General features: G+C 46.5%; 26 protein-coding genes. 5 read left to right on the forward strand and 21 right to left on the reverse strand.

The features are described 5' to 3' along the window. Positions 1-22: 22 nt before the first annotated feature. From QUE66_RS07865 to QUE66_RS07930, 14 genes are all read right to left on the reverse strand, one after another. Positions 23-730 (reverse strand): TerC family protein, encoded by a 708-nt coding sequence (locus QUE66_RS07865; protein WP_286223492.1) that lies wholly within the window; start codon positions 728-730, stop codon positions 23-25. Positions 731-808: 78 nt separating this feature from the next. After that, positions 809-1,702, reverse strand: coding sequence for a succinate--CoA ligase subunit alpha (gene sucD, locus QUE66_RS07870; protein WP_108509027.1), 894 nt, complete (start codon positions 1,700-1,702; stop codon positions 809-811). A 27-nt stretch (positions 1,703-1,729) separates the two neighbouring features. Further along, complete coding sequence (sucC, locus tag QUE66_RS07875) at positions 1,730-2,896, reverse strand: ADP-forming succinate--CoA ligase subunit beta (RefSeq protein WP_286223493.1); 1,167 nt, start codon at positions 2,894-2,896, stop codon at positions 1,730-1,732. A gap of 152 nt (positions 2,897-3,048) precedes the next feature. Beyond that, the gene (gene recX / locus QUE66_RS07880; protein WP_286223494.1) at positions 3,049-3,546 is read right to left on the reverse strand and encodes a recombination regulator RecX; all 498 of its coding nucleotides are present in this window, start codon (positions 3,544-3,546) and stop codon (positions 3,049-3,051) included. Continuing rightward, positions 3,546-4,640 (reverse strand): recombinase RecA, encoded by a 1,095-nt coding sequence (recA, locus tag QUE66_RS07885; protein ID WP_234409737.1) that lies wholly within the window; start codon positions 4,638-4,640, stop codon positions 3,546-3,548. The genes recX and recA overlap by 1 nt, the downstream gene beginning before the upstream one ends. A 187-nt stretch (positions 4,641-4,827) precedes the next feature. Further along, entirely contained in the window at positions 4,828-5,364 is a 537-nt protein-coding gene (locus tag QUE66_RS07890; protein WP_286224765.1) for a DUF2878 domain-containing protein, read from the reverse strand. A 10-nt stretch (positions 5,365-5,374) separates the two neighbouring features. After that, the gene (locus QUE66_RS07895; protein WP_286225211.1) at positions 5,375-5,932 is read right to left on the reverse strand and encodes a DUF3833 domain-containing protein; all 558 of its coding nucleotides are present in this window, start codon (positions 5,930-5,932) and stop codon (positions 5,375-5,377) included. Between the two features lie 20 nt (positions 5,933-5,952). Next, on the reverse strand, positions 5,953-6,522 hold the full coding sequence (locus QUE66_RS07900) for a chalcone isomerase family protein (RefSeq protein WP_286223496.1): 570 nt from the start codon (positions 6,520-6,522) through the stop codon (positions 5,953-5,955). Between the two features lie 109 nt (positions 6,523-6,631). Continuing rightward, entirely contained in the window at positions 6,632-8,773 is a 2,142-nt protein-coding gene (locus QUE66_RS07905; protein ID WP_286223497.1) for a sodium:solute symporter family protein, read from the reverse strand. Between the two features lie 2 nt (positions 8,774-8,775). Next, positions 8,776-9,039, reverse strand: coding sequence for a DUF4212 domain-containing protein (locus tag QUE66_RS07910; protein WP_286223498.1), 264 nt, complete (start codon positions 9,037-9,039; stop codon positions 8,776-8,778). A 63-nt stretch (positions 9,040-9,102) separates the two neighbouring features. Continuing rightward, positions 9,103-9,675, reverse strand: coding sequence for a tetratricopeptide repeat protein (locus QUE66_RS07915; protein ID WP_286223499.1), 573 nt, complete (start codon positions 9,673-9,675; stop codon positions 9,103-9,105). Next, positions 9,666-9,962, reverse strand: coding sequence for a hypothetical protein (locus tag QUE66_RS07920; RefSeq protein ID WP_108509036.1), 297 nt, complete (start codon positions 9,960-9,962; stop codon positions 9,666-9,668). The genes QUE66_RS07915 and QUE66_RS07920 overlap by 10 nt, the downstream gene beginning before the upstream one ends. Before the next feature lie 141 nt (positions 9,963-10,103). Then, complete coding sequence (locus QUE66_RS07925; protein ID WP_286223500.1) at positions 10,104-10,751, reverse strand: 3'-5' exonuclease; 648 nt, start codon at positions 10,749-10,751, stop codon at positions 10,104-10,106. Continuing rightward, complete coding sequence (locus tag QUE66_RS07930; RefSeq protein ID WP_286223501.1) at positions 10,741-12,645, reverse strand: DUF294 nucleotidyltransferase-like domain-containing protein; 1,905 nt, start codon at positions 12,643-12,645, stop codon at positions 10,741-10,743. The genes QUE66_RS07925 and QUE66_RS07930 overlap by 11 nt, the downstream gene beginning before the upstream one ends. Before the next feature lie 123 nt (positions 12,646-12,768). On the opposite strand from QUE66_RS07930, the gene QUE66_RS07935 reads away from it, so the two are divergent. Beyond that, complete coding sequence (locus tag QUE66_RS07935; RefSeq protein ID WP_286223502.1) at positions 12,769-13,467, forward strand: haloacid dehalogenase type II; 699 nt, start codon at positions 12,769-12,771, stop codon at positions 13,465-13,467. On the opposite strand, the gene QUE66_RS07940 is transcribed toward QUE66_RS07935, so the two are convergent. Continuing rightward, on the reverse strand, positions 13,457-13,702 hold the full coding sequence (locus QUE66_RS07940) for a hypothetical protein (RefSeq protein WP_286223503.1): 246 nt from the start codon (positions 13,700-13,702) through the stop codon (positions 13,457-13,459). The genes QUE66_RS07935 and QUE66_RS07940 overlap by 11 nt on opposite strands. 71 nt (positions 13,703-13,773) lie before the next feature. Between QUE66_RS07940 and QUE66_RS07945 the strand changes: the two genes are divergently transcribed. The 3 genes from QUE66_RS07945 to QUE66_RS07955 all read left to right on the forward strand — a co-directional run bounded on the left by QUE66_RS07945 (position 13,774) and on the right by QUE66_RS07955 (position 17,284). Then, a complete protein-coding gene (locus QUE66_RS07945; protein WP_458574684.1) occupies positions 13,774-14,421 on the forward strand; it encodes a VTT domain-containing protein in 648 nt (215 codons plus the stop codon). Between the two features lie 102 nt (positions 14,422-14,523). Continuing rightward, positions 14,524-16,035: an HAD-IB family phosphatase gene (locus QUE66_RS07950; protein WP_286223504.1), complete on the forward strand. Its 1,512-nt coding sequence runs from the start codon at positions 14,524-14,526 to the stop codon at positions 16,033-16,035. Between the two features lie 79 nt (positions 16,036-16,114). Next, positions 16,115-17,284 (forward strand): FAD-dependent oxidoreductase, encoded by a 1,170-nt coding sequence (locus QUE66_RS07955; RefSeq protein ID WP_286223505.1) that lies wholly within the window; start codon positions 16,115-16,117, stop codon positions 17,282-17,284. Here QUE66_RS07955 and QUE66_RS07960 read toward each other — a convergent pair. Both QUE66_RS07960 and QUE66_RS07965 read right to left on the reverse strand, forming a co-directional pair. Further along, entirely contained in the window at positions 17,281-17,697 is a 417-nt protein-coding gene (locus QUE66_RS07960) for a carboxypeptidase regulatory-like domain-containing protein (RefSeq protein WP_286223506.1), read from the reverse strand. The genes QUE66_RS07955 and QUE66_RS07960 overlap by 4 nt on opposite strands. Positions 17,698-17,722: 25 nt before the next feature. Next, positions 17,723-18,412, reverse strand: coding sequence for a DUF3313 domain-containing protein (locus QUE66_RS07965; RefSeq protein ID WP_286223507.1), 690 nt, complete (start codon positions 18,410-18,412; stop codon positions 17,723-17,725). Between the two features lie 624 nt (positions 18,413-19,036). Between QUE66_RS07965 and QUE66_RS07970 the strand changes: the two genes are divergently transcribed. Further along, positions 19,037-19,300 (forward strand): hypothetical protein, encoded by a 264-nt coding sequence (locus QUE66_RS07970; RefSeq protein WP_286223508.1) that lies wholly within the window; start codon positions 19,037-19,039, stop codon positions 19,298-19,300. On the opposite strand, the gene QUE66_RS07975 is transcribed toward QUE66_RS07970, so the two are convergent. The 4 genes from QUE66_RS07975 to QUE66_RS07990 form a co-directional block, all read right to left on the reverse strand. After that, positions 19,301-19,480 (reverse strand): hypothetical protein, encoded by a 180-nt coding sequence (locus QUE66_RS07975; protein WP_286223509.1) that lies wholly within the window; start codon positions 19,478-19,480, stop codon positions 19,301-19,303. It abuts the gene before it with no gap. A 17-nt stretch (positions 19,481-19,497) separates the two neighbouring features. After that, complete coding sequence (locus QUE66_RS07980) at positions 19,498-19,917, reverse strand: DUF2452 domain-containing protein (RefSeq protein ID WP_286223510.1); 420 nt, start codon at positions 19,915-19,917, stop codon at positions 19,498-19,500. A gap of 160 nt (positions 19,918-20,077) precedes the next feature. Continuing rightward, positions 20,078-20,854 carry a ferredoxin--NADP reductase gene (locus tag QUE66_RS07985; protein WP_108509052.1) on the reverse strand — a complete coding sequence of 259 codons (777 nt, stop codon included), beginning with the start codon at positions 20,852-20,854 and terminating at the stop codon, positions 20,078-20,080. 54 nt (positions 20,855-20,908) lie between these two features. Next, complete coding sequence (locus QUE66_RS07990) at positions 20,909-21,997, reverse strand: alkene reductase (protein WP_286223511.1); 1,089 nt, start codon at positions 21,995-21,997, stop codon at positions 20,909-20,911. Between the last annotated feature and the right edge of the window lies 1 nt (position 21,998).

Below are 21,998 nucleotides of genomic sequence, written 5' to 3' on the forward strand. Positions count from 1 at the left end.
TCCTTGATTTTAATATCAGTGCTTACGCAGCTTTGGATTTACTTTTAGCACGACGCTTCATCAACTCACCAAAAGCCATCACAGCAACTGCACCTGTGATACCAGCAATGGTGGAGTATCCGGCCATGCCCTCGCCAAACTGCTTGACAATGGCAGGATCGGTCACCATCATGCCGCCAGCAATCCAGCCCAAGAGGCCGGCACCCGCTGTCACAATCAATGGGAAGCGATCAATCAAGAACAGAACCACCTTACTACCAGCGATGATGATCGGCACAGAAACGATCAAGCCGAACACGACATAACCAATTTGATGGGATGCATCATCAACTTGTCCTGCGGCGCCAGCAATCGCCAATACGTTATCCAAGCTCATCACGATATCAGCAACGATGATGGTCTTAATTGCAGCAAACAGTTTGTCTGGGGCATCTAAATTGTGCTCTTCCTCATCGTGCTGAACCATCAACTTGTAACCGATCCACAAGAGTAATGCGCCGCCAACGAGTTTTAAGAACGGGATTTGCAGCAAGGTCACTGCAAACGCGACTAAGATGACGCGCAAAATAATCGCGCCAGCGGTACCGTAAATGATGCCCTTCTTACGTTGATTTGGATGTAAATTACGGCAAGCCAATGCAATCACGACCGCATTATCACCACCTAATAAAAGGTCGATGATGATGATTTGAATCACGACCGACCAGTCAATCATTGCTAAAAGTTCCATGTCTTCCTCTAATTGTTATAACTACTTACCCAAACATTTCATTTCAACATCGCCTGCCATTACAACTGAATTCACAAACTAAATCATTGCTTTTAGTAAAGTCGCCATCTCAGAAGGGTTTTTGGTGACCTTAAAGCCACACTCTTCCATCACTGCTAATTTGGCATCCGCGGTATCAGCACCACCGGAAATCAACGCGCCCGCATGACCCATGCGCTTGCCTGGAGGCGCTGTCACGCCTGCAATGAATCCCACAACGGGTTTTTTCATATTGGTCTTGCACCAACGCGCCGCCTCAACCTCGTCTGGACCGCCAATTTCACCGATCATAATGACCGCATCTGTCTCAGGGTCTTCATTAAACATTTTCATCACATCGATGTGCTTCAAACCATTGATGGGATCTCCGCCAATGCCAACCGCGGTTGACTGGCCAAGCCCAATCGCAGATAACTGCCCCACGGCTTCATACGTTAGGGTGCCAGAGCGACTCACAACCCCAATGCGACCTTTGCGGTGAATGTGACCGGGCATGATGCCGATCTTGATTTCCTCAGGAGTAATCAAACCAGGGCAATTCGGGCCTAATAACAAAGTTTTCTTACCGCCCTTGGCTTCTTTTTGTAGCATCTTGTTGCGAACTTCAAGCATGTCGCGCACCGGAATTCCTTCAGTGATGCAAATAACCAAATCGAGATCGGCCTCAACCGCTTCCCAAATCGCTGCAGCAGCGCCTGGAGGTGGAACATAGATCACCGAAACCGTAGCACCGGTTTCTTTGGCTGCATCTTTCACGGTTCCAAAAATCGGAATCCCAAAAATCGATTCGCCAGCTTTTTTAGGATTGACGCCAGCCACAAAGCAGTTCTTACCGTTCGCGTATTCTTGGCACTTCTCCGTATGAAACTGTCCGGTCTTGCCGGTAATCCCTTGGGTAATAACGCGTGTGTTTTTATTTATCAAGATTGACATAGTGATTTCCTCAAATTAGATGGTCGCTTACTTACCTTGCACAGCTGCAACAACTTTCGTTGCCGCCTCAGCCATGGAATCAGCACTGATGATGGGTAATCCCGAGTCAGCCAAAATCTTTTTGCCTAACTCTTCGTTGGTACCCTTCATCCGAACCACCAAAGGAACAGATAAATTGACTGCTTTACACGCAGTCACTACGCCATCGGCAATCACATCGCAACGCATGATGCCGCCAAAAATATTAACCAAAATGGCTTTCACGCTCTTGTTTTTGAGCATGATCTTGAACGCTTCAGTCACTTTCTCTGCTGTTGCGCCACCGCCTACATCTAAAAAGTTCGCTGGCTGACCACCAAATAATTTAATGGTGTCCATCGTTGCCATCGCCAAGCCTGCGCCGTTGACTAAACAACCAATATTGCCATCAAGGGAAATGTAGGCAAGATCAAATTTAGATGCTTCAATTTCAGCAGGATCCTCTTCATCCACATCACGGTAGGCCACGATTTCAGGATGGCGATAGAGCGCATTTGAATCAAAGTTAAATTTCGCATCAAGAGCCTTGATATTTCCATTGCCCTCCAGAATGAGTGGATTAATTTCCACCAAAGATGCGTCGGTATCCCAATAGGTTTTATAAAGATTCTTAAATACCTCACGAGCTTGGGCTTGTGAGCCCTCAGGAACGCCAATGCCTTTACTGAGTTGATCGCACTGCGCATCGGTTAAACCAACTAATGGATCAACAAATACTTTAATAATTTTCTCAGGAGTCTTTTCAGCAACTTCTTCGATATCCATACCGCCCTCGCTTGAGGCCATTACGACTACTTTTTGCGTAGCACGGTCGGTCAAAATTCCGAGGTAGTACTCTTTCTTAATATCAGCGCCGTCTTCAACCAATAAACGACGTACTTTTTGTCCTTCGGGGCCAGTCTGATGGGTTTTTAATTGCATGCCCAAAATTGCGCTGGCGTATTGCTTCACTTCATCCATGCTCTTGGCGACTTTCACGCCACCGCCTTTGCCACGGCCACCTGCATGAATTTGTGCTTTCACAACCCAAACTGGACCGCCTAACTTCTTCGCGGCTTCGATTGCCTCATCAACGCTAAACGCTGGAATACCATTGGGTACCGGTACATTAAATTGGCGCAGAATCTCTTTGCCTTGGTACTCATGAATTTTCATAACAGCTCCTGGAATGATTAAATTTCAACGCCAGCGTGAAAAGCTATTTTCCTTGATGGGGCCCTTGGGTCATTGACCCAAATCAAGGCAAAAAAGGCTTAATACGCCCTCAAAAGACCCATAAGTCTAACATTTTCACTGCACCAAATTGGCTATTTGGAGGGGGTGCGACCGCTGATCAATCGGCTGACAAGCTCTGGATTAAAGCCTTTTGAAACCAAGAAGCGATACTGCTTGGCACGCTCCTTTGGGTCCAAGGAAATCTCACCAAACTTACGAGCCCACAAGGCCTGGGCACGCTCAAATTCCGAGGTGCTTAGCTCATGACTTAGCTCTGCAATCATGCCGGGCTCTATGCCGGCCCGCTGCAACTCATCAGCCACACGGCGCAAACCGTAGCGCTGACTGCGCCGTCGCACGAGGGCCTGAGCATACCGTTCATCGGATAGCCAGCCCCGGGCCTCAAAGTCATTCAAGACCTGGGTAATTTGCTCTTCAAGGTCAGCCGGTGGACTGTCATCTGCCTGACTGGATAAACGCGCTAACTTTTGCGCCAACTCATGACGGCTATATTCGCGTCGCGATAAAAGGCGCAAAGCCCGAGCTTTGAGACTCGGGCTTTGTTTAGAAGCGTGATCTGATCCTGGCATTAAGCGCTCGCGGATTCGATCTCCTCATCGTCTAGGGTCTCACTAATGAGAGTGCCGCCACTCTTAACGCCGAGCTTTTGCCGAATCTTCGCTTCGATCTCCTTCGCAATCTCAGGATTCTCTTTTAAGAACTCGCGCACATTATCTTTACCCTGACCGATACGATCGCCGTTATAGCTATACCAGGCACCGGATTTTTCAACGATCTCAGCCTCAACGCCCATATCGATGATTTCACCTTCACGAGAAATGCCCGAGCCATACATGATGTCAAAGATCGCTTCGCGGAATGGTGGGGATACTTTGTTCTTCACAACCTTCACACGGGTCTCGTTACCGATCACATCATCACCCTTTTTAATGCTACCGATTCTACGAATATCAAGACGCATTGAGGCATAGAACTTAAGGGCATTACCGCCAGTGGTAGTTTCGGGGGAGCCGAACATCACACCAATCTTCATCCGAATTTGGTTAATGAATATCACCATGGAATTGGTGCGCTTGATCGTGCCCGTTAACTTACGCAAGGCTTGGCTCATCAGTCGTGCCTGCAGGCCTGGCAATGAATCTCCCATGTCGCCTTCAATCTCAGCCTTTGGAACTAAGGCTGCGACCGAGTCGATCACAATTAAATCAATTGAACCTGAGCGTACTAGCGCATCGGCAATTTCCAATGCCTGCTCACCGGTATCGGGTTGAGAGATTAATAGATTGTTGACATCCACGCCCAGCTTAGCGGCATATTGCACATCCAATGCATGCTCGGCATCAATAAATGCGCAGGTGCCGCCGAGCTTTTGCATTTCAGCTACGGCATGCAGTGTTAATGTAGTTTTGCCAGAGGACTCTGGGCCGTAGATTTCAATCACACGCCCACGTGCCAAGCCGCCGACGCCCAGAGCAATATCAAGCCCCAAGGAGCCACTCGATACCACCTGAATATCCTGATTAATTTCTGCATCGCCAAGACGCATGATCGAGCCTTTACCAAACTGCTTTTCAATTTGGGCCAAGGCAGCCGTCAGTGCTTTTTGCTTCTCGCCACTCATCCCTGCAAACTCTGATGAGGCTGATTTTTTCTTGTCGTCCATGGCCATCCTTTTCTAGATATCGGTTCGGTTTTGCTTGCTTAATTCCTGAAATTCATACTGTACGCTTACTGTATATAAAAACAGTATTGTTTGCAAGTAGGCATTTCTGATTTATTGGTACGATTGGCTTTATATTCAGTTAAGTAAGTACTTATTTACTTATAAGTATTTGATTTATATATAAATATTACTTTTCTTTAGCGAAGTATAGAAATACCGGCATCGCAATCGCCCAAACAACGGCCAAGTAGACCAGAGCAAAAACCTGTGTCTCCGAGTTTGGCCAAGTTGCTGCCCCAAGGCGTACCCCCGCCTCATAGCATAGAGGCCCAGCAATTGCGCCCAATACAGCGGCTAAGCTATTTTTTCCCTGTAGCCAAGACATCGACTCTTTTAGGGTGGTGGCAAAGACCAGCCATAGCGCCCACATCCAAACCGGTGAAATTGCCGCAAATGGAAAATCGGATTCGAACTGAATCCAGCCCAGTTGAACCAAAATCGTGTCAGCAATTAGGCCATAAATGAATACTTTGAGCAGTAGCTCGTGTTCACTCCGGGCATTTCGATGTAACCACAGATAAACCCCGATACAAAGGAGTGCGATCGCGAGTGCTAAACCCAATTGATGGTGAGCAGCACCCAAGATGCAAGCAAACCAACCAAGCTGGAACAAAACAAAGTTCCAGATCTTGCGCCAAGTACCCCGAGTAATTGCTAGATTCACAATCTTCAATCTAGCGCTTATAGAAAGCTAAGGTGACCTCACCCAAATAAATCCCGAACTTACTCATTTCAGCTTTATTGAGCATCACCTTATCGTCCATCAAATACATCCAATCATTAAATTGCACGTGATAGGTTTTACCGTCCACTGGCAGGGCCAAGGTATAGCGCCAATTGAGCGCATTGCCCGCTAACTCGCCCACCGCTTCGCCAATCACATCACTGGCTGTTCCACTGTAACGGCCAGGGGCCACCTCAGTAAGCGTCCAAATACGCTTTTGCTTAGTACCATCGGAGTAAACAAAATCTTCATCCAAAACACCAACCTTTTTGCCATCCTTGACTTCCCATTTGGCTTTAATGAGGACTTTAAAGCGTTTAACAACCTCGCCACTGCGATTGGTAAAGATTCCGTAGGCATCAATCTCGCCATCAAAGTAGCTTGCCAAATCCAACTTGGGGACCTCTTTGCTATACATCTGCACACTTGGGCTTGAACAAGAAACCAAACCAAGAGTTAGAACAGAAATCAAAGAAATGGTTAGTAGACGCTTGAGTCTAGTGAACATAATGAGCACCAAGTGAAGAATTAAGGATTCGGGCAGTTTGCAGCAATTAAAGCAGGAGGGCAACGAGTCGCAATCAGTGCGGAACGTAACTTCGGTACGCTGGTGCGCTCATCAAGCCAGATTCCAAAAAAGGCTTTGGCAAATGCATCGCCAGGAATATCACCAATTGGTTTGCCATTGTGCAGGAATAAAGTACCACGATCGGGAAGATGAATGCCAACTAAGGTGTCACCCGAGGCAATATCTGGAAAGAGTTTCTCGAGGCTTTGCAACCAAATCGTGCGCTGCTTTTCAGAAACACCTAAGCGGGTCATTTCATCGATCGTGCGCTTGGCTAAATCAGCACCTTTAAAGGATCGAATGTAATGAATTTCCAAGGCAAAGCCATTTTGGCCTTTGGGATCAGCCACATAGTAGCGGGCGTCGTAGACGTCAAAACCCCAAAATGTGAGTCGGCCCTGACCCTGGAGGCTAGCGCTCTCAATGTAGCGATAAACCGGGGATTTGGTACTTGACGCACTCGCAAATACCCAGCTTGGCCCCAAAAGGGCAAGCACAAGACAGAGGGTTGGGTAAAGAGTCCATTTCATGCCACCAAGCATAGAGGAGTTTTGTGACCCTTGCACAAACCCCATTTTTCACAAAGAGGAATAAAAAAACCCGCTCCGAAGAGCGGGTTTCGAGAACCAACAAACTAGCTTAGTTTGCTGTGGTGTTCATGGTATCACCACGCAACGTTGGGTAACGTACGTGATCAACCAAGTCCTGAATATCTTTACGTGGAGCTGGGGTTACCAAGCTCACCAAGATAATCACTGCAAAGCCAACCGGTACACCAAAGAGACCGGCAGAGATTGGCTGAATACCCCACCAGAGTTCAACTGGGGAAGTGACGCCAAAAATTCCGCGCATCCATGGTTGTGTGGTTGCCATGTAGTAGAAGGTAATTGCAAGACCAGCCACCATACCAACGCAAGCACCTGCCTTAGTTGCACGCTTCCAGAAAATACCCAAGGTAAGTGCTGGGAAGAATGAGGCTGCAGCAAAGGAGAACGCCGCACCTACTAAGAACAGAATGTCTGCTGGTTTTTGGGCAGCCACATAGGCAGCCGCTAAGGCCACGATCAACAACAAGGCTTTCGAAATCGCTACGCGCCGTGAAGCAGGAGCATTTGGATCGATCATCTTGTAGTACAAGTCATGGGACAAAGCGTTTGCAATGGTCAACAACAAGCCGTCAGCGGTTGAAAGCGCAGCAGCTAAACCACCCGCTGCCACCATTCCGGAGATCACGTATGGTAAGCCCGCAATTTCTGGGGTCGCCAACACGATGATGTCACCACCAATGGTCATCTCAGCCAATTGGAAGATACCGTCCTTATTGATATCAGCAACGGAGAGCAAGGATGGGTCAACTTTCGACCACGCTGCAATCCAGGCTGGTAGCTTATCAAACGGCGTTCCCACCAAGACCGTGAAGACCTCGTATTTCACCAAGACTGCCAAGGCAGGTGCAGTGAAGTAGAGCAAGAAAATGAAGAACAGCGACCAGGTCACAGACTCACGCGCAGCTTTCACCGATGGTGTGGTGTAAAAGCGCATCAGGATGTGTGGCAATGCCGCAGTACCTAACATCAAACAGAAGATCAACGCTAAGAAATTACGACGCGATGTATCAAATGCGGTGCGAGCCTTCTCATCACCATTCGGATCACCAGCAAACTGCTGTGCATGCCGTGGCATATTCGCTAATGGGTTCGAACGATTATTTGCGCTGGTGCGTTGCGCTGTCCAAGCTTTCTTAGCAGCTTCCGCATCTTTTGGAACGGCAGCTAACGCTTTTTCAGCAGCAGCAATTTCTTCGGCAGGCGCATTCGCTGCTTTCAGATCAGCCACTTTCTTCTCCGCAGCAGCCTTGTCAGCAGCCAAAGCGGCAGGAACGTCCTTTAATTTCTCAGCAAGTGCATCAGCACGTGCTTTGAAAATTGCACGAACTTCCAGCTCTTTCGGATCCTTGATGAGCTCAGCTTCTTTAGCGGTCACTTTTTCCAATTGCTGACCATAGATCAGTTGTGGAATTGGGAAGCTAGTTTGCTTCATGGATAACCAGACCACTGGAATCATGTAAGCAATGATTAAGATGATGTACTGTGCAACCTGTGTCCAGGTCACGGCACGCATACCACCCAAGAACGAGCAAACCAAAATACCAGCCAAGCCTAAGAAAATACCAAGCTCAAATGGTACGCCAGCCAAACGGGTGGTAATCAAACCAACACCGTAAATCTGCGCAACCACGTATACGAACGAGACCAGAATCGCGGCCAAAATACCAATGAAACGAGGTAAGTTACCGTCATAACGAGCGCCCAAAAAGTCAGGGATCGTAAATTGACCGAACTTACGCAGGTATGGTGCCAAGAACAATGCCACTAAGCAGTAGCCACCAGTCCAACCCATAATGAAGGCTAAGCCGCCGTAACCAGTGAGGTACAAAGTACCTGCCATACCGATAAACGACGCTGCCGACATCCAGTCCGAGCCTGTTGCCATACCGTTGTAAACCGCGGGCACTCGTCGACCAGCTACATAGTATTCTGCAGCATCATTTGTTCGACTCATTACGCCGATACCGGCATAAAGCAACACGGTTGCGCCAAGGAAAACGTAACCAATGGTGGCGCGAGCCATTCCCATTGCTTCAGCAATTCCAAGAATAACTACAAATGCAAGGAAGCCGAGGGTATAAAAACCATAGACTTTGTTTAGCTTCTTTTTAAAGTCGGCATTACTGCCGCCGCCGCCAAAAACACTACCATCACCAGGTGTCATTCCAGCCATGATTAATCTTCCTCCACTTCAGCACAGTCATATTCTTTATCAAGATTATTCATGTAGTGTGCGTAGTAAGCAATGATCAGCACATAAATTACCAATGCTCCTTGGGCTCCAACCCAAAAACTAAAGGGCCAACCAAAGAAATTGAAATTTAAGTCCCGCGCGTTATAGCCAACAACAAAGGTCACAATAAACCAAATCGCCAACAGCAGAGCTGATATGCGTAGGTTCTTTGACCAATATTGTTTATGCGATTCTGTTAATTGCATAACAGTTTCTCCTTAGGTTATTAAAAACATCTACATCAAACTTCGTACTTCTACTTCATTGTGCTAAGCAGTTAGACCAGTCTCCCGCTCCAACTGCTTAGCAAATTTCGGCTCAAATTCTTTTAAATGCCTGATGATTTTTACTGCTTCTTCGGGTTCTTGGCGATCCACATAAACCCTTGCTAATTGGTACCAACCATAGGGACTCATGGGCTGAAGCTGAGTATTTTTCTTCAAAGCCTTGATGGCTTCATCAAAACGACGCTGCTGAATTAGGGTTAGCCCTAATCCGTACCAGGCTAGATCCATCTTCTCGTCTAGCTTGAGCGCTTTACGAAAACTGAACTCGGCATCCTCCACTTGACCCAATTCTTCTTGTAAGTAAGCAAGGTTGTACCAAGAGTAGGCTGGGGCATCTGAGCGCTGTACAACCCTTTTATAAAAAGCGATTGCGCCCTCTTTATCCCCTGCTTGAGTTTTTAAATAAGCAAGGCTCGAGAGTACATAGGGATCATTTGGGTATTCACGCAGCATTTCTTCAAACACCATCATTGCTTGCTGCTGCAAGCCAAATAGGATGAATGCAGAGGCTCGCCACTTAAAGAGATACCAGCGTAAATTGTGGCTTACTGACATAGCTCAACCCCAATCGTGACGCAATGCTCAATTTTGGCCAGGGTCACAGCAATGTATAAGACCGCGACAATACAGAAGGCAACAAACGGAATTTGATGGTCCGCAATTTGCTTTGGCGAGATAAAACGCGCCACACTTGTCCATGGCTTATTCACGATTTGGAATAGCTGATAAAAGAGATTGGTTTCCCGCTTTACTCCAGTTAAAACATACAACAACCCTTGGCCAATGAGAGCTAGGCCGCCAATATATAAAAGTAATTGAGCGATGTTCAGAAATAAAAGCACGGAAAGCCTTATAGAGCTTAGTGAAAAAACCAATGGGGATTATGGTTGGGGTGCAAAAACACCCAAATCGGTGCTTACCCTAGGTCGTGATAAATAAATCCCTTGGGATCTAGTACTTACCCTAGGTATGTCAATCTAAGCTTACGTTCTAGGAATCCAAGCCCCGTGCTTGGCCAGGGTTTTGAGCGCTTTAAGGCTATTCGCCTCGCGTGTAATTGAGCTCCATAGGCAAAGCAGTAACTCACAGGTTGCCAAAGTATCGGCCGCTGCTTGATGGCGAACTGCGCACTCAATTCCAAAGTGTGACAGCCAATCGTCTAAAGCACGTGCCTTTGGCTTTAATCCTGATAAAGCAGCTAAAGGCTCAATATCAATCCAATCATTACTCAATGGTGGTAAGTGAAGTTGCTGATATGCACGATTAATCATGGCGTGATCAAAAGGCGCATGAAATGCTAACAAGGGAGAATCACCAACCCAGTGACGAAACTCCTCTAACACCTCAACGGCTGGTCTACCTTGCTTTTGAGCCCCTGCGCCAATGTGATGCACCAATATATTGTCCTTATCGGATGCAAACTCTTGGCGGAGAACGGCTTCGTAACTATCTCCCAAAATAATCGAGGGCCGAGTAAAGCCTGGCCCCACCTCGACAGCAATCGCCGCAATCGCTAATAGTCGATCGCGATGGGGATCAAGGCCAGTGGTTTCAACATCGAGTACAACCCAGCGATTGGGTTCAGGCACTGGTGATGAAAAACCAAAACGCGCCAATAAACTAGCGAACATAATCAAGCTCTAAACGCTGTTGCAGATTGCGCACTTCAGATAATGACTCCCGCAGAATGGTCTTATCAACCGAATTTAATTGCTCTACATCTACTGCATTGGGATTGCCGCCGATCGCGTGGCCATCAATTTGCGCAGCTAAGCGTAAGGTTTGTAAATACTCAAAGGCTGCAATCCATGCAATGCTCTCTGATTCATTGAGCTTTAATGCACGGCCAATTGCAGCGAGTCGCTCACGTGTATTGACGGCACTAATACCATGGGCCAATGAATAGATTCGGGCGCAGTCAACCATAATCGCTGTGCCCTGTAACTTAATATCGATGGTTTTCTTCCCATCAAGTTCTTTGGTTTCTAGACTACCAAACCAATTAAATGGCACTTTCCACTGCAAAGAATTTTCAACCAATAATTTAATAAATCGTGGGGTAGCCTCTGCGTGCTTCACAACGTAATTGCGTAATGGCTCAAGCAAAGACTCATTACCAGCAAGCGCTCTAAAGTCAAAGAAGATGCTGGCATTAAGAAGATCCTCTGGATTACCTTGTTCAATCCAACGTGCAAAGCGTTGCAACCACTCCTGTTGGCTAATGCAAAGCTCAGGGTTGCTTGCCATGATATTGCCCTTACATAAAGGGTAACCACACGCGTCAAGAGCATGATTAACGTCTTTGGCAAAGGCAAGATAGCGTGCTTTGTGGGAAATCTCAGAATCCATCAAAATAAGTGCGTTATCTTGATCAGTCGCAATCGTTTGTTCGCTTCGACCCTCCGAACCAAGCGAGATCCATGCAAATCGGTCCATACTCAAATCATGTTGCTTGGCAAAGTTAGCAATCAGTTGTGCCGTTAATACATCATTGAGGTGACTAATCAAGGCGGTTAATTGACGCGCTTGCACACCCTGACCTAAAAGATTGCGCGCAAATTTACGTATATTGCTAGCGCATTCTTTTAAACTATCCACATCTTCGGCCGACCGGATTGAACTGCTGATATTGTTGAGTGATAAACGCTGCAAAGAAAATAAATCACGCTCCGAAATAATGCCAACCAGTTCCTTGCCGCGCAACACTGGTAAGTGACGAATGTGATAACGCGACATCGTAAGGCCAGCGGTCTCAGCAGTATCGTCAATGGATATAGTTTTAACATCACGCGACATGACTTGAGATATCGGTATTTCGAGGGAAACTTGGGCAAGCGTTACCCGACTCAAGATATCGTAGCGGGTCAAGATACCGACAATAGTTCCGCCCTCATCCACCACCAAAACAGAGCCCACTTTTTTATCATGAATTAATTGCAAAGCAACCTTCAACGGGGTGTCGGGACGAACGGAAATCGGCCTCTTGAGTGCTAGATCTCGCATTGGACTTTCAAGTGACTGTTCGGTTAATGCTTGAGAAGCAAAACTATTGCGCAAAGCCGTTCTGGATTCCTCAAGGAGCTTCAAGATACGGTTATTTAAAAAGTCACTGAAGGGCTTGGATCGCTTAGCGAGCTCATGCATACGCTCTATCGGTAAGGCTAAGCAAAAACAGTCATCGATTGCCACGTACTTCACTGTGCTTGGAAGCCCTCCATAACATGCGCTAACTGCCAACAGATCGCCCGGGTCCAGCTCAAATCCAGTCTCTTCAAAACCAGGAATCAAACGGCGACCCGATACCCTCCCTTGTCGAATGAGATACAGCATCTTTGGTACACCGTCTGCTGGAGAAAGAATAATTTCTTCGGGAGCAAAGTACGATTCAACAGAATGGCGCAAGAAGAAATCGACGTCCTGCTCTGCCATTTTTGAAAAAGGTAGTACGCGCATTAACTGCTGACGTAGGTTTTGTACAAGGCTGTACGATATGGGAGTCACTTTTTGTAGATCTGTGGATTCCATTGAGTGAATACCTCGCTTACGTTATGTATCGGTACCATTTCATTATGAACACGATGTACTCTTGAATCAATACAATAAGATTATTCGCTTATTTACCTTGATTTCTAGTCAACTACTCCGCCCGTGAAATACCAACTAATTGCGTTTGATGCCTATGGAACCCTGCTGGATGTGTTTGCGGTTGCGGCGCGTGCTGAGCAATTGTTTCCGGGGCATGGAAAATCCTTATCGCAGCTCTGGCGGGATAAACAGCTCGAATACACACGCCTGATCTCCCTAGCAGATCCAAATGCAGAGGGTAGTCAACACTATCAGTCGTTTTGGGATATCACCATTGCAGCATTGCGTTTTAGTTGTAAGCAACTCAAGCTCAATCTTACGAGGGAAAATGAGGCCCAGTTACTTCAGCAATACGCCCATTTAGATCCATTTACAGAATCTAAGCAGGTGCTTGGGGAAGTAAAAAGAATGGGTTTAAAAACCTGTGTACTATCAAACGGCAACACCGAAATGCTATCGACAGCCCTTGGCCATAGTCAGCTCAAGGAATATTTTGATGCAGTGATCTCAGTTGACGAAGCACGGCAGTTCAAAATTACACCTGCCAGTTATCAATTGGTTCTTAAGCACTTCTCCGTAGCAAAAGATCAGGTGTTATTTATATCCTGTAATGCCTGGGACATTATTGGTGCCAACTGGTTTGGATTTGATACCTTTTGGGTCAATCGTTATTTGCTACCTTTTGAAGAAATTGGTCTTAAACCACGGTATAGCGGAGAAAACTTAAATGCTCTACTACCAAATATCAAAACTACTCCATGAGCATTGCAATAAATTCGTAGATTAAATAGCCAGCACCGATCGCCAGTATTGTGTAGACAAAGGTGTGCACAAAGGTATTTCCTAGAGCCCCTAAACGCTCCTGCAAAAAGATTAAAAAGGTGTAATCTGGATTCGGGTCATTACGCCATCGATAGAAACTCACCACGAGTTGGTAAAGATTAAAGACCACCCACAAACCAAAAGTGATTTGGATAAAAGTAAATATGTATTGCATAGCTGCATTCTAGAGCTTTTTCATCATCAGCCAATATCATTACAATGCCAGCAATACATTAAAGGCTAATCTTGGACTTTTCTTACCTCATCGATTTATTTCTCAATCTTGATAAGAACTTGGCACTCATTGCCAATCAATGGGGCACCTGGATCTATGTTCTGCTCTTTACGATCATTTTTGTTGAAACTGGGCTTGTCATCATGCCCTTTCTGCCCGGCGACTCCTTGCTCTTTGTCGCAGGCGCACTCACTGCAGCGGGTGATCTAAGTCTTCCGGTACTCATGGTCTTACTGACCAGTGCGGCCATTTTGGGTGATGCCGTGAACTACTCGGTTGGGCGTTTTGTGGGCAACAAAGTCTTCTCTTGGGAAAACTCACGCTGGTTTAATAAGAAAGCCTTTGATCAAGCACATGCCTTTTATGAAAAGTACGGCCCCATCACCATTGTGATTGGTCGATTTTTGCCATTTGTCAGAACGTTTGCCCCCTTTGTGGCCGGCGTCGCTCAGATGCGCTACCCCGTATTTGTTTTCTATAACATTATTGGCGGCATCATCTGGGTCTGCAGCCTAACAGGCCTTGGTTTTTTGATCGGCGAGCATCCGTGGGTGAAGAGTAATTTCTCAATCGTTGCGCTCGCAATGATCATTATTCCTGGCTTGCCTGCGCTTTGGATTTTTCTGAAAGAACTTTGGAAGAAATTTAAATCTAAGTAAATTCATTTACTTAGCAATGCATCTCATGTTTTGCTTGGGTGTCAAGCAAAATTGACAGAAGATGTCGGTATACTGACCATCCAAAAATCAGCAGGAGAAAATATGTTTATTTTCCTAATGCGGCTATGGAAACGGTTCAAGCATTATCTTCGCGTTCAAAGTGAACGTTTGTTTCCAGCAAAACTAATCCAGCCTGATCGCAAGAAAGAGTCGAGTAAACCTCAAGCAATCTCATTGAGTGTCATCATTCCAGCGCTCAATGAAGAGAGGCAAATATCCTCGGTGATTGCCTTTGCGCTTAAAGATAAGTTGACCAAAGAAGTCATTGTGGTTGACGATAGTTCGATTGATCGAACTGCTGAACTAGCCAAGCAGTCAGGAGCCCGAGTAATACGGAGTTCCATGCTAGGCAAAGGTGCGTCCATGCATGATGGCCTAATGGTTGCCCAGCATGAGTACATTCTTTATTTGGATGGTGACTTAAAAGACCTCAATGAGAACCTAGTCGCAGCCATGCTTGAGCCATTGCAAAAAGATCGGGCCGATTTTGTGAAAGCCAAATTTGGCCGAGGTGGGGGTCGGGTAACAGAACTAACGGCAAAACCCATGTTGAAAGTTTTCTTTCCGGAACTTGCCCACATTAACCAACCCCTCGGTGGAATCATTGCTGCCAAGGCAAGTCTCCTCAAAAACCTGCACTTTGAAAATGGCTACGGGGTTGATATTGGACTTTTATTGGGCGCATTCCAGAAAGGTGCGCGTATCGCAGAAGTGGATATTGGCTCCTTAGAGCATGAGAGTCAGCCACTCCATGATCTAACGTATATGGCCAATGAAGTGGCCAGAGTCATTCATTTCTATTCGAAAGAGGCTGGGCGTCTGCACGTTGAGCAAATTAGTGAAATGTATGAAATGCAACGCCAAGCATCAGCTTCCTTTGATTTCATCATCTCGCGCCAAAAAAATCGTGACAAAGTCCTACTGCTGGATATGGATGGCACGATTACACCCAACCGATTTGTTGTCGATTTAGCCAAATTTACCAATACCCACGAAACCTTAAACGCTTTATTAGACAACCCCCAAGATGATTCGGGTACCCGTAGTCAAAAAATAGCGGAGATTTTTAAGTTCACCCATCGCAATCAATTTGAAAAAGTGGCAATGGGATTACCGATTCGTCCAGGGGTCATTGAGTTAGTCAATGAGATGAAACGCCAGGGCTTCATGGTTGGGATTGTTTCTGATAGCTACTTTATTGCCGCTGAAATTATGAGGCGTCGGATCTTTGCAGATTTTGCGATTGCACATGTCCTCCACTTCCAAAATGATATCTGCACGGGCCAACTTCGCATTAATTCTGATTTTCTGCCCGACGGGTCTAGCGATCGATTGCTGGCGTGCAAAAGCCATGTCGCCAATCGCTTTCTGACCAAGAAATCTAAGCCTAGCTTTAAAGAGGTTTGGGCCATTGGGGATAATCTCAATGATCTCCATATGCTAAAGCTGGTGGATAAAGCATTTGTGATTGATCCCAAATCACCCCAACTGACCCAGATCAAAGGCATTACAAGCATTGATTCCTTTCAGGAATTGCTTGCCATCACACCATAAAGCATGTCTAGTCTTGGACAGTCATGTGATTGGGTTCACAATACTGTCTTTTACAGAACATTAGAAATTTTTAGATCGCATGATTAAACCAATTGTTATTATCGGAAGTGGCCTCGCAGCCTATACCCTGATTCGTGAATACCGCAAGCTCAATTCAGAGCATCCCATTACCGTAATTACCCAAGAGTCGGGTGATTTTTATTCCAAGCCAATGCTGTCGACTGCGATTGCTGGTCAAAAATCTGCCAAGCAACTTGTCACCAGCTCGGGAGCCAAAATGGCTGAGCAATTCAATCTCACTTTGCATGCCCATGCAACTCTTAAGAGGATTGAGCCGAAGCATCAAATGATTTCTGTAGTCCTTAGCGATGATCAATCAATTGATATTGAATACAGCCAATTAGTTCTAGCGCTTGGCGCTGATCAAATCCGCATTTCGATCGGTGGGGACGCTAGCGATGCGATTCAATCGGTCAATGATTTACATGATTACGCCATCTTTCGTAAGCAACTTGATGGCAAGAAAAAAGTAGTGATTCTTGGTGCGGGTTTGATTGGTTGTGAATTTGCAAACGATTTGGCACTCGGTGGTTATCAGGTTGAAGTGATTGATCTTGCAGACCAGGTCTTGAGTCGCCTATTGCCAAAACCCATTGCGCAAGCACTTGAGCAGCAGCTATCCAGTCTTGGTGTCCTTTGGCATTTAGGAACCAGTATTCAATCGATTTCTCACGATGGCGATCATCTACAAATTTCATTAAGAAATGGTCAATCAATCAGTGCCGATCTGGTGCTATCAGCACTGGGGCTAGCCCCCAGGGTTCAGTTGGCCAAAGAAGCGGGCATCGCCACTAATCGCGGGATTGTTGTAAATCGTCAGTTAGAAACCAGCATCCAGAATATCTATAGCTTGGGTGATTGCGCAGAAGTTGAGGGTCAGGTTCTTCCGTACGTAATGCCAATCATGCAAGCTGCTCGCACCTTGACCATGGTTTTGGCTGGACAAAACGCATCTTTAGTCTATCCAGCGATGCCGGTAATGATTAAAACGCCCGCATTGCCCTTGATTGTTTCGCCTCCACCGATAGGAAGCTCTGGCTCATGGTCAATCAAGCATTTAGACGGCGGGATTGAGGGGCTCTTTCATAACGATCAATCTGAACTCATCGGCTTTGCCCTGGCGGGATCAGCAACGAGTCAGCGCGCCGCTCTCACTAAACTCCTCCCCCCAATTTTAGGAACTTCTTAAGGGCGCCAGAATAAGGTCAGCTTTTGTGGATCGCCTTCTTTGAGGACCACATTGCGCTTAAGTAATTTGCCCTGATAACTTGCCTCAATAGTGTATTGTCCTGGCGGGGCATTGAGAAGCATTAAGGGTCCATCGCATACGGTCTCTAGGATGGATTGTTGTTTGGCGTTCTGCACACGAATATCAATACCCGCAATCCAAACGCCACGGCCACTTCCATCAATCTCCGACATCTCAATAAGTAGTGACCACTTTTTAGCAGCCGCAAACATGGCACTAGACTCATCACTGCCAATGCCGCCAGTAATAAAGGTTGTATCCCCTTGCGTCTTACTGGGCGGTAATTGAGCAAGGCTTGCACCGGATAAGAATCCGGTACAAACCATCAGACACTGAATCACAAAATGACGCATGGATGGTTTCCTAACTAGGTCTCAATTATTTCATCGCAGAGCCAGGTAACGGCTTTAAGGGTGACTCCATTGCAAACACTACGATACGCCGCGTCATATCCTGAAAGGCGCCAACGGAGCTTGAACCCAGACGGAAGGGCTCACCCTGCACAGCGACCATACCGCCCGCAATAAATTCTTTGGTTTGGCTGTCGGTCACGCGATTTTCAACGACCAAAGCAGGCGTTTTTGAATTGTTGCCCGTTGCAAATGCAGCCGCATTCGCAGCCAATCCAATCGGGGTAAAGTTCCAAGGCTTAAGACCATCAGCCGATAACTCAGCACCAGTGATACCAACGGCTACCCGTGCCACGCCAGGGCCAGGCTTATCGACCAACTTAATATCAGAGCGTCTTTGAACAGCTTGGCGCATCGCCTCTTCTAAAATTTTCTTGGTTTGTGCAATCACCTCAGGGGTAATTTCTTTGGTGTACTCGGTCTGATTTAAGTAAACAGGATCAATCATGACCGCGGTATAACTCGATGCTTGAATGCCTGGCTTGATATAGCGCCAAGCCCGTATATCTTTAGGCGTATTACCTACCACCTGCAGCACGTTGTAATTTGGCAGAAATCCAGACTCGGGCATACGCTCGGTCATGACCTTAGGACCGCCACCACAGGCCGTTAAACCCAAAACGACTGCACTCACACCAATAGCCAATTTAATCTTCATATTCTTTCCTAGGGGGTTAATTACGAACGAAGTGAATTCAAGCATTTGCATTTGATGCTTGACGATAAGGCGATCAGGAAATAACTAATGATCCCGATGGTAAATACAGTTGCATCTTGCGAATCAAAGAACATTAATAATCCAATGATGGTGATTCCGACAGCAAGGCAACTGAGTATGGTTTTTAAGAACATGGCTCCTCCAATATTTGACAAATAAGTATAAGAGTGATTTAGGAATTCGAATAGTACCCACGAATAAAGAGAGATCGTTCAAGGAGAGCGGTCTAATCGGACGGTTCCTGGAGGGAAAGACGCCTTTGGGCAGGCAAAACCAACTGATTTTTTGATCTAGCGCAAATTATCAGATCTACCTCTTGCTAGACTAAGATCAACTCGAGGTAAAAATGCGACTTATATTATTTTGTGAACAAACCGGTGCCCGTTTAGACCCCAAGCAATCGGCCGCCGTTTGCGCTGCTGAGCATGGTTGTGCCTCTCATCAAAACTGCCCGTTGATACCAAATTCATCGGAGACAAATCAACAGGTAAGCACTTTAGCCCCGGTCGAAATTTCCTCATAAGACAAAACTGTTTACACTCTTCCCAAAAGGAGTGGCCTGCAATGCGAATGGTTTTGTATCTATTGATTGCGTTAATACCCATCGGCATGGTGTATTCACGCTTTTTGGATCGATCAAAATTAAGGGATTTTTTTATTGCCATCTCGTATCTGAGCATGATGGCATGGGCATTTTTCTTTGCCCTACTCTTAGAGATGCTCTTTCGGATTCCCCTCAAGTACTCCGTCGCTGTTTTAGCTGTTGTGATGGCCTATGCCCACTTTCGGGCCATTGTCTATCTGCACAAAAAGCGTCAAGGGAACTAATTAGGCCTGATCGTTTTTGCTTTCATGCTTGACTTGCATGGCCTCGTCTTGGGGTTCATCAAGATTTAATGGCATATGAACCATTTTTTCACCATCCCATTTTTGGCCACACCAGCACTCACCAGCGTCATTGATGATGCAAACACCGGATCCACAACAACGGCTATCCGACTTTTTCATATCCTCACCTCGTTGATTTAGTCTTCCACCACTTCCCAGGTACTGTCGCCTAACTTACGAACCACCTGGCAAAAAGACCAGCCTGCTGGAATACCGCAACTCCATTCACTGGGAGCGTTTTGAACCAAACGATAAGAGCCGACGCTCTCATCTTGATACAAATAATATTTTTTGCCATAGACTGGGCTAAAACTAAACTTGGCGGCATGAACCATTTCAGTTGCATCTAGGCGAGCTTGTAGCGCTTTTGCTTGACGCATCAAAACGGCTGCTTGCTCCATGATGCGCTCATATTCTTGATTGGCATGCGCCCTAGCAATATTGATAGCCTTATCTTTTTCCTCGCGAATGGGAACCGGCGCAAATTTCGGTGCGCCTACCTCCATGGGGTACTCAATGGCGTTATGACGGGCTGGATCGGTATCTTCAATACGCATGATCACTGAATTCTAGTGGTTTATCACCAAAATCACAGGGCCTAACCTAGGGTTTTTAATTACTGATAAATCTGTATAGTGAAATTGACAGCCTTGCTCTTAAATGAAGGCTGATTTATTTCCTTTGAATTTAAGCCCCGCAAGGGGCTTCTTTTTTAGATTACTTCTCGACAAAAGCCCGCTCGAAGACGTAGTCGCCCAGCTCTCCGGAGGATGGAGAGACCTTAAAGCCCCGTTGATCCAATAACTCACTGGTTTCTTTCAGCATTGCAGGGCTGCCACAGATCATGGCGCGATCCACTGCAGGATCGAGTGGTGGCAATCCAATATCAGTAAACAGTTTTCCGGATTCAATTGCGGTAGTTAAGCGGCCAGTATGGGAATAGGCTTCACGAGTTACTGTGGGGTAATAAATGAGTTGATTACGTACCAACTCTCCCAAAAACTCATCATTGGGCAATTCGTTTGTAAGGTAGTCCTGATAGGCAAGCTCACTCACTACGCGCACGCCATGAACTAAAACGATTTTCTCAAACCGCTCATAGGTATCTGGATCGCGAATAATACTCAGAAATGGAGCTAAGCCGGTTCCAGTGCTAAATAGATATAAATGCTTTCCCGGGTTGAGGTCATCAATCACCAAGGTGCCAACCGATTTCTCGCTGACAAGAATGGGGTCACCCACCTGAATGTGCTGTAGTCGCGAAGTTAATGGGCCATTGGGTACTTTAATACTAAAGAACTCCAAATGCTCCTCATAGTTCGGACTCACTACACTATAGGCACGAGCTAATGGCTTACCGTCCACCTCAAGGCCGATCATTAAAAAATGGCCGTTCCGAAAACGTAGCCCACGATTGCGGGTCGTTGTAAAGCTAAATAAACTTTCGTTCCAGTGTTTGACAGAGAGCACGCGCTCTGTTTGATAGGTGGCCATAACTATTCGGGGGTTCGCATATAAGAATCAATCCCTCCATTGTAATGAATGGACTTATAGCGCTGGATAATCGGTGTAACCCTTTTCATTGCCGCCATAAAAGGTGGGGCGCTGATAGGGGTTTAATGGGGCTTTTAACTCAAAGCGTTTTGGCAAATCGGGATTAGCAATAAACAGTCTGCCAAATGCAATCGCATCGGCCTCGCCATCAGCAATCGCTTTCTCAGCACTGGCTTGGTCAAAACCACCAGCTAACACCACCTTCCCAGTAAATAAAGAACGAAACATTTGGCCTGTTCGCGGCGCATCAGCCACCAGCTGATCACTGCCGCCCGCTGTGGTTGCGCGTGGCTCAATCAAATGCAGATAAGAAAGATTGAATCGATTGAGTGCGTTGATCAAATGGGCAAATAAAGCTTTCGGATCGGAATCGGCAATGTCATTGAATGTGCCATAAGGTGATAAACGGATTCCGACACGACCACTACCCCATACCGGAATAATCGCCTCTAGTATTTCTAAGACTAATTTGCAGCGATTAGCAATCGATCCGCCATATGCATCCGTGCGCTGATTCGTGCGATCTTGTAAAAACTGGTCTAACAAGTAACCATTAGCTGCGTGCAACTCGACGCCATCAAACCCAGCGGCTTTAGCCTGATGGGCAGCATGCACATAATCAGCCTTCAACTGCCCAATCTCTTCAAGGGTTAGTGCTCTTGGAGTTTCGTATTCGGCCAGGGACCAAGATGCGGTATATACCTTGCCTGCGGGTTGAATGGCTGAGGGAGCAACTGGCAAGCCTTCATCTGGATGAAGTGAGGAGTGAGAAATGCGCCCAACATGCCATAACTGCAAAACGATTTTGCCACCCCGCGCATGCACTGCATCGGTCACTGTCCGCCACGCAGCCACTTGAGAGTCACTGTAAATACCGGGGGTTGCTGGATAGCCTTTACCCAATGGTGAGATCTGTGTTGCTTCACTAATGATGAGGCCAGCAGAAGCACGCTGTGCATAGTACTCGGCTGCCAATGGTCCTGGGACGCCATCATCACCCGCACGCATCCGGGTTAGTGGTGCCATCAAGATTCGGTTTTCAAGAGAGAGTAAGCCAAGCGTAACGGGAGTGAATAAATTCATT

It is taken from the genome of Polynucleobacter sp. HIN6, assembly GCF_030297575.1.
Classification (GTDB): Bacteria; Pseudomonadota; Gammaproteobacteria; order Burkholderiales; family Burkholderiaceae; genus Polynucleobacter.

Bases quoted from the DNA above. Each gene is read 5' to 3' on its own strand.
- QUE66_RS07865 (WP_286223492.1), bottom strand. From the start codon at position 730: ATGGAACTTTTAGCAATGATTGACTGGTCGGTCGTGATTCAAATCATC.
- sucD (WP_108509027.1), bottom strand. From the start codon at position 1,702: ATGTCAATCTTGATAAATAAAAACACACGCGTTATTACCCAAGGGATT.
- sucC (WP_286223493.1), bottom strand. From the start codon at position 2,896: ATGAAAATTCATGAGTACCAAGGCAAAGAGATTCTGCGCCAATTTAAT.
- recX (WP_286223494.1), bottom strand. From the start codon at position 3,546: ATGCCAGGATCAGATCACGCTTCTAAACAAAGCCCGAGTCTCAAAGCT.
- recA (WP_234409737.1), bottom strand. From the start codon at position 4,640: ATGGACGACAAGAAAAAATCAGCCTCATCAGAGTTTGCAGGGATGAGT.
- QUE66_RS07895 (WP_286225211.1), bottom strand. From the start codon at position 5,932: ATGTTCACTAGACTCAAGCGTCTACTAACCATTTCTTTGATTTCTGTT.
- QUE66_RS07900 (WP_286223496.1), bottom strand. From the start codon at position 6,522: ATGAAATGGACTCTTTACCCAACCCTCTGTCTTGTGCTTGCCCTTTTG.
- QUE66_RS07905 (WP_286223497.1), bottom strand. From the start codon at position 8,773: ATGGCTGGAATGACACCTGGTGATGGTAGTGTTTTTGGCGGCGGCGGC.
- QUE66_RS07910 (WP_286223498.1), bottom strand. From the start codon at position 9,039: ATGCAATTAACAGAATCGCATAAACAATATTGGTCAAAGAACCTACGC.
- QUE66_RS07915 (WP_286223499.1), bottom strand. From the start codon at position 9,675: ATGTCAGTAAGCCACAATTTACGCTGGTATCTCTTTAAGTGGCGAGCC.
- QUE66_RS07925 (WP_286223500.1), bottom strand. From the start codon at position 10,751: ATGTTCGCTAGTTTATTGGCGCGTTTTGGTTTTTCATCACCAGTGCCT.
- QUE66_RS07930 (WP_286223501.1), bottom strand. From the start codon at position 12,645: ATGGAATCCACAGATCTACAAAAAGTGACTCCCATATCGTACAGCCTT.
- QUE66_RS07940 (WP_286223503.1), bottom strand. From the start codon at position 13,702: ATGCAATACATATTTACTTTTATCCAAATCACTTTTGGTTTGTGGGTG.
- QUE66_RS07950 (WP_286223504.1), top strand. From the start codon at position 14,524: ATGTTTATTTTCCTAATGCGGCTATGGAAACGGTTCAAGCATTATCTT.
- QUE66_RS07955 (WP_286223505.1), top strand. From the start codon at position 16,115: ATGATTAAACCAATTGTTATTATCGGAAGTGGCCTCGCAGCCTATACC.
- QUE66_RS07960 (WP_286223506.1), bottom strand. From the start codon at position 17,697: ATGCGTCATTTTGTGATTCAGTGTCTGATGGTTTGTACCGGATTCTTA.
- QUE66_RS07965 (WP_286223507.1), bottom strand. From the start codon at position 18,412: ATGAAGATTAAATTGGCTATTGGTGTGAGTGCAGTCGTTTTGGGTTTA.
- QUE66_RS07970 (WP_286223508.1), top strand. From the start codon at position 19,037: ATGCGAATGGTTTTGTATCTATTGATTGCGTTAATACCCATCGGCATG.
- QUE66_RS07975 (WP_286223509.1), bottom strand. From the start codon at position 19,480: ATGAAAAAGTCGGATAGCCGTTGTTGTGGATCCGGTGTTTGCATCATC.
- QUE66_RS07980 (WP_286223510.1), bottom strand. From the start codon at position 19,917: ATGCGTATTGAAGATACCGATCCAGCCCGTCATAACGCCATTGAGTAC.
- QUE66_RS07985 (WP_108509052.1), bottom strand. From the start codon at position 20,854: ATGGCCACCTATCAAACAGAGCGCGTGCTCTCTGTCAAACACTGGAAC.
- QUE66_RS07990 (WP_286223511.1), bottom strand. From the start codon at position 21,997: ATGAATTTATTCACTCCCGTTACGCTTGGCTTACTCTCTCTTGAAAAC.